8 protein-coding genes are annotated in these 9,436 nt (G+C 38.2%); 6 read left to right on the forward strand and 2 right to left on the reverse strand.

The genetic code is table 11. The features are described from left to right. The first annotated feature begins 92 nt into the window (after window positions 1–92). The 3 genes from smc to ilvA are packed head-to-tail and all read left to right on the forward strand — an operon-like array spanning window position 93 to window position 5,833. Entirely contained in the window at window positions 93–3,653 is a 3,561-nt protein-coding gene (gene smc / locus ABS301_RS25000) for a chromosome segregation protein SMC (protein ID WP_349674764.1), read from the forward strand. An 11-nt stretch (window positions 3,654–3,664) separates the two neighbouring features. After that, complete coding sequence (gene ftsY, locus ABS301_RS25005) at window positions 3,665–4,606, forward strand: signal recognition particle-docking protein FtsY (protein ID WP_349669988.1); 942 nt, start codon at window positions 3,665–3,667, stop codon at window positions 4,604–4,606. Between the two features lie 3 nt (window positions 4,607–4,609). Further along, complete coding sequence (gene ilvA, locus ABS301_RS25010; RefSeq protein WP_349674765.1) at window positions 4,610–5,833, forward strand: threonine ammonia-lyase; 1,224 nt, start codon at window positions 4,610–4,612, stop codon at window positions 5,831–5,833. Between the two features lie 37 nt (window positions 5,834–5,870). On the opposite strand, the gene ABS301_RS25015 is transcribed toward ilvA, so the two are convergent. Together ABS301_RS25015 and ABS301_RS25020 are read right to left on the reverse strand one after the other, a co-directional pair. Beyond that, window positions 5,871–6,611: a LytR/AlgR family response regulator transcription factor gene (locus ABS301_RS25015; RefSeq protein ID WP_349674766.1), complete on the reverse strand. Its 741-nt coding sequence runs from the start codon at window positions 6,609–6,611 to the stop codon at window positions 5,871–5,873. A gap of 9 nt (window positions 6,612–6,620) precedes the next feature. Beyond that, entirely contained in the window at window positions 6,621–7,934 is a 1,314-nt protein-coding gene (locus ABS301_RS25020; RefSeq protein WP_349674767.1) for a sensor histidine kinase, read from the reverse strand. 175 nt (window positions 7,935–8,109) lie between these two features. On the opposite strand from ABS301_RS25020, the gene ABS301_RS25025 reads away from it, so the two are divergent. From ABS301_RS25025 to ABS301_RS25035, 3 genes are all read left to right on the forward strand, one after another. Beyond that, a complete protein-coding gene (locus ABS301_RS25025; protein ID WP_349674768.1) occupies window positions 8,110–8,721 on the forward strand; it encodes an accessory gene regulator B family protein in 612 nt (203 codons plus the stop codon). Further along, window positions 8,675–8,815: an exodeoxyribonuclease V subunit alpha gene (locus tag ABS301_RS25030; RefSeq protein WP_097004306.1), complete on the forward strand. Its 141-nt coding sequence runs from the start codon at window positions 8,675–8,677 to the stop codon at window positions 8,813–8,815. Before ABS301_RS25025 ends, ABS301_RS25030 begins: the two co-directional genes overlap by 47 nt. Before the next feature lie 234 nt (window positions 8,816–9,049). Beyond that, a complete protein-coding gene (locus ABS301_RS25035) occupies window positions 9,050–9,241 on the forward strand; it encodes a hypothetical protein (RefSeq protein ID WP_349674769.1) in 192 nt (63 codons plus the stop codon). Window positions 9,242–9,436 lie beyond the last annotated feature (195 nt).

Below are 9,436 nucleotides of genomic sequence, written 5' to 3' on the forward strand. Positions count from 1 at the left end.
GAAACACCCTTCGGGTATCCCTCTATGTCCAAAGAGCATGGACAATAATAAGGTAAAGAAAGGGCAGCTGGTGATGGCTGTCAGCGTGGAGTATGTATTTAAAAAGTATAGAGATTCAGGGGTTTAAATCTTTTGCCAACAAAATAGTATTCGAGTTCCACAATGGAATTACAGGCATTGTAGGCCCCAACGGAAGCGGTAAGAGCAATGTTGCTGATGCGGTACGCTGGGTACTGGGTGAACAAAAAGTGAAGCAGTTACGAAGTTCCAGTATGCAGGATGTTATTTTTTCGGGAACGGAAATGAGAAAGCCCCAGGGATTTGCCTATGTAGCCATAACGCTTGACAATTCGGATCACCACTTATCCATTGACTATGATCAGGTGACAGTATCAAGAAGAGTCTACCGGTCTGGCGAAAGCGAATATATGATCAATGGAAGCGCCTGCCGGTTAAAGGATATTAATGAGCTTTTTTATGATACCGGAATCGGCAAGGAAGGTTATTCCATCATCGGACAGGGTCAGATTGATAAAATCCTAAGCGGAAAACCGGAAGAACGCAGAGAACTTTTTGATGAGGCTGCAGGAATTGTTAAATTTAAACGCCGTAAAGCCATTGCCCAGAAAAAACTGGAGGATGAAAAACAGAATCTGGTTCGTGTCAGTGATATTCTTTCAGAACTGGAAAAACAGGTTGGTCCTTTGGCAAAACAGTCTGAGGCAGCAAAAGAATATTTAAGATTAAAGGAAGAACTGAAAAAGTATGATGTAAATCAGTTCCTGATGGAAACAGAAGGACTGCGCTTTCAGATGAAGGAAGTGGATGAGAAAGAAGTAATCGTCAGCCGTGATCTGGAAGAAGCAAAAAACGCATCAGAGGGCATCAGAGAGCAGTATGAGACCCTTGATACATATTTATCCCAGTTGGATGAATCTATTTTAGTAAGCCGCAATGAAAAAAATAACTCTGATATAGAGACTGGAAATCTGCAGGGACGCATCAATGTTCTAAAAGAGCAGATCAATACAGAACAGATGAATGCGGAGCACATTGCAGGCAGGGTGAGGTCCATTCACTCCGAGATAGATATGAAAAAGTCCCAGGCGTCCTCCTATGAAGAGGAACGTTCTGTCATTGCAGAATCAGTAAAGACGGCAATAGAGCAGTTAAAGCAGGGAGAAACGGTACTTGCAGCAGAAGACGAAAAAATTCATCTTCTGGAACAAAGGATTGAATCTGGTAAGGGGAGCATTATTGAGCTTCTTAATGAAAAAGCCACTTTAAATGCAAGGCAGCAGCGTTATGAGACCATGCTTGAGCAGGTAAATGTACGAAGGTCTGAAGTGCTCCAGAAGCTTCTCAAATATAAAAGTGATGAATCAGAACAGGATCAACAGCTGCTGGTTCTTCAAAAAGAAGCGGATGAAATTGATGCTGGTATTCTTAAGTACAATGAACTTCAGGAACAAAGCGAAAGCAGAGCCGGGGAACTGGAGCATGAAGTTAAACGTCTTGGTAAGAATTTAAACGACAGACAGCAGGAGTACCATACCAACTCTACCAAGTTGGAATCTCTTCGAAATCTTGCCGAACGGTATGAAGGATATGGAGGCAGCATACGCCGGGTCATGGAAGTAAAGGACCGGGTGCATGGAATTCATGGTGTTGTGGCGGATTTAATTACTGTTTCTAAAAAGTATGAAGTTGCCATTGAAACAGCACTGGGAGGAAGCATCCAAAACGTTGTTACCGACTCAGACCAGACAGCAAAGCAGCTGATTGAGTATTTAAAGAAAAACAAATACGGAAGAGCCACATTTCTCCCTCTTACCAATATAGGGAATAAAAACGGCTTCAATCAGGAGAAAGCTCTTAACGAACCAGGAGTTTTAGGTCTTGCAAATTCTCTGGTTGAAGCGGATTCCCAGTACGAAGGACTCCTAAACTATCTCCTTGGCAGAGTGGTTGTTGTAGATACCATTGACCATGCAATCGCTCTTGCTAAGAAATTCCAGTATTCTTTAAGAATTGTTACACTGGAAGGAGAATTGCTAAGTGCTGGTGGTTCCATGACTGGTGGTGCTTTCAAAAACACCAGCAATTTACTGGGACGAAAGCGCGAAATGGAGGAACTGGAAGCAGCCTGCGAGAAGGCGTTGAAAGAAACCGGGCAGATTGAGACAGAGCTGGTCATGAACGAAGGACTTTTAAGTGAATGCAGAGAAGAACTTGAAACCATCCGAAGTGAGAAGCAGAAGCTTTATTTAAGACAGAATACGGTTAAAATAAATCTGCGCAGGATTGAAGATAAAAAAGCAGAGATTGTAGAATCCTACGGTGATTTAGAACTGGAAAATACCCAGCTTGAAGTACAGAAAAAAGAGATTGGCGAAAACAGGCAGGATTTAATCCTTGGAGTGGAAAAGCTGGCAGTGCGAAGCCAGGATATAGACGGTGAGCTGGAGGGCCTGAATGCTGATCTCGAAAAAGCAAAAGCTGACAGGGAGAAATTCTCCAGAGAATTGTCAGAAGCTCAGCTGGCAGCTTCCAGTCTGAAGCAAAAGGATGATTTTGAGCTGGAAAATATCCGACGGGTAAAAGATGAGATTGGCAGATTGGAAGAGGAACTGTTAAAGCTGTCTCAGGGGTCCAGCGGATCTGGCCTGATTATTGAAGAAAAACAAACGGAAATAGAATCTATTAAAGCCAGAATTGCAGAGATCAGTTCAGTCAGAGAAACACTGGATGAGGCAATTAATGAGAAACTGGCTAAAAAAGAGATGAAATCAAAAGAGCAGAAAGAACTGTTCCAAAAACGAGAAGAATTCACCCAGCGTATCAGTCTGCTGGATAAGGAACTGTTCCGCCTTCAGAGCCAGAAAGAGAAAATGGAAGAGCGTATGGATAACCACGTAAACTATATGTGGAATGAGTACGAACTGACATTTTCAAAAGCGGAAGCTTTAAGAAATGAAGAATGGACATCACTGCCGGACATTAAGAAGATGATCGGTTCCTTAAAAGAAGAGATACGCAAGCTTGGCAATGTCAATGTAAATGCAATCGAAGATTATAAGGAAGTTTCAGAGCGGTATGAATTTATGAAGACTCAGCATGATGATCTGATTACTGCTGAGGGAACCTTATTGAAAATTATCGATGAACTGGATACCGGAATGAGAAAACAGTTTGAAGAAAAATTTCGGGAAATCAGGGTGGAGTTTGATAAGGTTTTCAAGGAATTGTTCGGTGGCGGACGTGGTGCACTTGAACTTGTGGAAGATGAGGATATTCTGGAGGCGGGAATACAGATTGTTTCCCAGCCGCCTGGCAAAAAGCTTCAGAATATGATGCAGCTATCCGGTGGAGAAAAAGCACTGACTGCCATAGCACTGCTTTTTGCAATTCAGAACTTGAAGCCATCTCCGTTTTGTCTTCTTGATGAGATTGAGGCCGCGCTGGATGACTCCAATGTGGATCGTTTTGCAAAATATTTGCATAAGTTAACAAAATTTACACAGTTTATTGTTATTACACACAGGCGCGGTACCATGGTATCTGCAGACCGTCTGTATGGTATCACCATGCAGGAAAAAGGCGTTTCGACGCTTGTATCTGTTAATCTGATTGAAGATGATTTAGAAAGTTAAGGAGGCCGATTATGGGAGAAAAAATGGGATTCTTTGGAAAACTGGTAGCTGGACTGCAAAAAACAAGAGATAATATTATCGCAGGTGTGGATTCCATTTTCAACGGTTTTTCGGCCATTGATGATGAGTTTTATGAAGAAATTGAAGAAATTCTGATTATGGGTGATCTGGGTATCCAGACGACTACATCAATTGTGGAAGACTTGAGAAAAAAAGTAAAAGAAAAAAACATCAAGGATCCGTCAGAATGTAAACAGCTTCTTATGGACAGTATCATGGAACAGATGGATTTGGGAGAAAATGCATATGAATTTGAGAAACGCCGCTCCGTTTTATTAATAATCGGAGTGAACGGAGTGGGAAAAACCACTTCTGTGGGTAAGCTGGCAGGACAGATGAAAGACGATGGAAAAAAAGTGATCGTTGCAGCTGCCGACACATTCCGCGCAGCAGCCATTGAACAGCTGACAGAATGGGCGAGAAGGGCAAACGTGGATATTATTGCCCAGCAGGAAGGCTCTGATCCGGCTGCAGTTGTATACGATGCAGTTGCAGCAGCAAAATCCAGACAGGCGGATATATTAATCTGTGATACGGCAGGACGTCTTCACAATAAAAAGAACCTGATGGAAGAACTGAAAAAAATTAACCGGATTATTGACAAAGAATATCCCGAAGCATATCGGGAAACTCTTGTGGTCTTAGATGGAACTACCGGCCAGAATGCTCTTGTACAGGCCAAACAGTTTATGGAAGTGGCAGATATTACCGGAATTATTCTTACTAAGCTGGATGGAACGGCAAAAGGAGGGATTGCGGTGGCAATTCAGTCCGAGCTGGGAATTCCTGTGAAATATATTGGTGTCGGGGAGAAGATTGATGACTTGCAGAAGTTCAATGCGAAAGAATTTGTAAATGCATTGTTTCACGTAGAAGAGAAAGAAGAGGCGTAAATTATGTTGACATTGGAAAAGTTTGAGGAAGCATCAGAAGTCGTTGGCAAGGTTACCCTGGAAACAAAGCTTATATACAGTGAGTATTTTTCTGCTCAGACTGGTAATAAGGTGTATTTTAAGCCGGAAAACATGCAATATACAGGGGCCTATAAAGTAAGAGGTGCTTATTATAAAATCAGCACTCTGACAGAGGAAGAAAAATCCAAAGGTTTGATTACTGCCTCTGCCGGCAATCATGCACAGGGTGTTGCCTATGCTGCAAAGCTTGCCGGGATTCCCGCTACCATTGTCATGCCTACAACAACTCCTCTGATGAAGGTTAACCGGACCAAAGGATACGGAGCAGAAGTAATTCTGGAAGGGGATGTCTTTGATGAAGCCTGCAATTATGCTTATAAGCTGGCCGAAGAAAGAGGACTTACCTTTGTACATCCGTTTAATGATTTAGATGTTGCAACCGGACAGGGTACCATAGCAATGGAAATTATCAAAGAACTCCCCACTGTTGATTATATTCTGGTTCCAATCGGAGGAGGCGGTCTTTGCACAGGCGTTTCCGTATTGGCAAAGATGTTAAATCCCAAGATTAAGGTAATTGGTGTGGAGCCCGCAGGTGCAAACTGCATGCAGGAGTCAATTCGCCAGGGTAAAGTAGTATCTCTTCCAACTGTCAATACAATCGCAGATGGTACAGCTGTTAAATGTCCTGGTGACAAGCTTTTTCCATACATCCAGGAAAATGTGGACAGTATTATAACAATTGAAGATTCAGAGCTGATCGTAGCATTTTTAGATATGATGGAAAATCATAAGATGGTGGTTGAAAACTCCGGACTTCTTACAGTTGCCGCTTTAAAACACATTGATGTGGATAATAAAAAGATTGTATCCATCTTAAGCGGCGGAAATATGGATGTCATTACAATGGCCTCTATCGTGCAGCTGGGACTGATTCAGAGAGACCGTATCTTCACCGTTTCCATTCTGCTTCCGGATAAACCAGGAGAGCTGGCTAAAGTATCTGCGCTTCTTGCAAAAGAACAGGGTAATGTCATCCGTCTGGAACATAACCAGTTTATCAGCATTAACCGGAATACGGCAGTAGAATTAAGAATTACACTGGAAGCTTTTGGTACAGATCATAAGAATGCTATTATGGCTGCCCTTACTTCTCAGGGGTATCGGCCAAAGCTGGTGAAATCAAAAGGAACATATGGGGATTAATAAACAAAAAAGCCGGGATTCTATCCGGCTTTTTTTATTAAAGATTATTTAAAGCTTTTTGTAATTTGCCCATCATACGAAATGAAACAGGATAGGTTTCTTTGTTATCCATAATAAGCAGTGAATCTTCCTTGCAATATTTATATACATGCTTTAAATTAACGATAACAGAACGACTGCATTGGCAAAAAGAAGAATTTAGTATTATATTTAACTCTTTTAAAGTACCAGTAATCTGTTTGATGCCAGATCTTGTATGTATCATAATTTTATGATAATCTTCACAGGTTGTAACTGCAATAATATCATTCTGATCCAGGATAAGTGATGATTTATCAATTTTAACAGATAGCAGTCTGTTTGATAAACTTAACTGGTTTTTATAATTAGTTTCTGCATTTCGAACACAGGCACAGATTTGATCCGGTAAGGTTTTGGGTTCATCCTTAACAATAAAATCCATTGCTTCTACTTTATATTGAAAGGTCAAAACCGCCATTTCGCTGTGTGTTGTTATAAAAACTATATATCCACGAGGGTCGTACCTGCGAATTTCCTGTGCAAGTTCAATTCCGTTTTGTTTAGACTGTAAATCAATATCTAGAAAATACAGTCCTATAATATTGGATTTTTTCCTTATTGATATCAGATCATCCGGTATTGAAGTTGCACAATAAAGTATAGATTCTGTAGAATTCATTAACAGGTATTTTTCAATAATGTCTTTCCATCTCTTTAATTGTACTTCATCGTCTTCACAAAGATATATATGAATCATTTATTGCACCTATTTTGTACCTTTTCTAAGAATCAGTTTTTGAGTAAAGTAAGGTTCTTCGTATGTAGTATCCCAAATAACATCATTATAGTCACTTAATATAAGTGATACATTATAGAGCCCAACGCCCCGATCTTCCCCTTTTGTGGAAATGCCGTGACTGGATAGCTGTGAAATTGCATGGCTAAGCGGAAGAGAGGTATTTCTTACAATTATGTGTAGTTCTTCATCTTTATAAAACATGCAGTAATATAGTTCTTTTTGTACTGTATTCATTGCTGCTTCAATAGCATTATCCAAAAAAATTCCGATAATTCTGGAAAGATCAAGAGAGTCCATAACCACGTCATCAATAAGTTCGGTCAACTCAATTTTTAAATTGATACCAATCTCCATGGTATAAATAAATTTTGATGAGAGTAAACTTTTTAATGCTGTGTTTTTAACTTTCGAAAGGCCACCAAGTTTCGTATCTGATTCGGAAAATGCATGACTGATAGGAAGTACCCTTTTCTCGTAATATTCAATTAATCCATTCATATCATTTTCTTCCATAAATCCGCCCATTGTACTGAGTATATTTAGGTAGTCATGTTTAAATTTCCGCATTGATCCATAAGAATTTTCCAACCGTTCTGTATAGATCTGCAAATTCTCATACTGCGCCATACGATACTTATAGGCTTGTTCTCCCATAGTTACTTTATAAATTGAATACATAAGATATACAGTGATTGAAAAAAGCAATAAAAAAATAACTCCATTTAGTGCTATTACTCCAAAATTATAACCCAGACGCTCTCCGTATGAAAAATTAAAAACAAAGAAAAACACCAGTAATGATAAATCAGTTAATATAGCTTTAAGCATATGTTTGTTAGTTAAATACTGTGAGATGTTTAGTTTTTTATGTACAAACCACCCGATTAATTTGGTAGTAATACCGCAATACACACAGTATAAAGTAGAAAAAATAATATTTAATACATCATGTTTCAACATACATTCCATATCCATTTTAAGTATCTCACCAGCAATGTACATGAATAGATAATTAAATGCAATGATATATAAATATCCAAACAAATAACACCCCAGGCTTAAGTAATCAAGTTTAGTAAATAAACTTACAATTATTAACATACCTGAAAGAGTAATAAAAGTACTGGCCTGCCCATAATATCTATTAAAAAAATAAAGTGAACCAAATGCGTATAAAAATAATAATAATCGGTTAAACACTGATAGTTTTTTGGGCAGCAAATTAGAACAGGAAAAATAATTACAGAGTCCTCCTGTAAGAGTATAAACAAAATATGTCATGGTGTCTCACCTCGCTAGTAAATACTATCATTGTACATTGCCAGACATGGAAAGTAAAGCTAATTGTATGAAAAATCATCGTGTTTGACGCTTAGGATAAAATCAGTGACGATAATTGCAAAAACATTTTTAAACTAAAAGTTATGGTAATATATGGATAGATGGTGGTGGTAAAATGGGCATAGATAAAATTGCATTGATTATTAATAATTGGCTGAATGAAATTAGTCCGAAAAGTAAAGAAGAGAGCGATGTAATCCAATATGGAATTGAGTTATTGTTAGATAATGTCGTTAAGTTTGTATTTATCCAGATTATAGGTATTATAATTGGACAAGGTATGGAGACTCTTCTTATATTATTAGCTTTCTGCGGACTCAGATTGCAGGCTGGCGGAATACATGCAAGAACAGGCGCTGGTTGCGGGTTTAGTATGTTACTTATATGGGCTTCGTCATTAACGGGACATTTTTACTTGCCAATCAGACTTTCTTTTCTGCCGTATATCTATATTATTTCGTCAATCGTTATTTTACTTTTGGCACCGAGAACCATCAACATAGAATACTTTACTCCAAAAGATATACTGAAGAAAAAGCTGTATTCTATTGCTGTTTTAACAGTTATCATGACGGTTGCATATATGAATCCGTCGCTGGTAGAACTACTTATTTATCCGGTTGTTTTGGAAATACTAACATTATTTCCTAAAAACAAAACAAATAAAAAGGAGATTGAGGATGATGAAGAAGGAAGTAGTAAAAGAATTGCAGAAAGCATTGGTTAAAGTATCTCTTAATTCTGTAGGGAGAAGCATTCCGGCTGGAGTTTATGAAAGAAAAATTCCAGAAGAAGTGTTAAAAATGCGTAATGCAAAGTAATTTAAGAAGAGAAGACATCATCAGAAATTCCGGTATGAGTAATTCAACGAATTATAAAAACGTTGTTTAATGAAAAAGCATATAGTGTAGGATTATTTCGGTATTCTTATACAAAAAGGGGAGTATCTGCTGTCTTTCGATTTTTAAAGGCAGCAGATTTATGTTTTTATATTAAATTTTGTAACATGTAGTTTTTTCCTACGTATGCCAATGAGAGTGTTAGGAGAAAGATATATGAAAGAAAACTTATTTCTTAGAATTTTAAAGACGGAAAAAAAGAAATATAATATTATTGAAAAAGGTATGATTAAAAAAACTGGTTTTTTACCAAGTCGCAATATGCGTGGGATTATTCCTAAAGAGTATTGTATTGAAATTATAACCACAATTCCTGAAAGAAAAAATATTGTAGAATTAATAGATTAAATAGATTGAGTAGTACATAAACGGAGCGTTGTGAGGTAGATGCAAATGTCTGCTTTAACGCTTCTTTTTGTGTATACAAAGGGGCTGTGAAATAACTCCTCAATAAAATAGGACTTTCCGAAGCACGTTCGTGCATCGGAAAGTCCTATTTTTGTGGTAAAATTTAACTATGACGAAAAACAATACCATAGATTA

Source organism: Lacrimispora sp. (assembly GCF_031982545.1).
Classification (GTDB): Bacteria; Bacillota; Clostridia; order Lachnospirales; family Lachnospiraceae; genus Lacrimispora.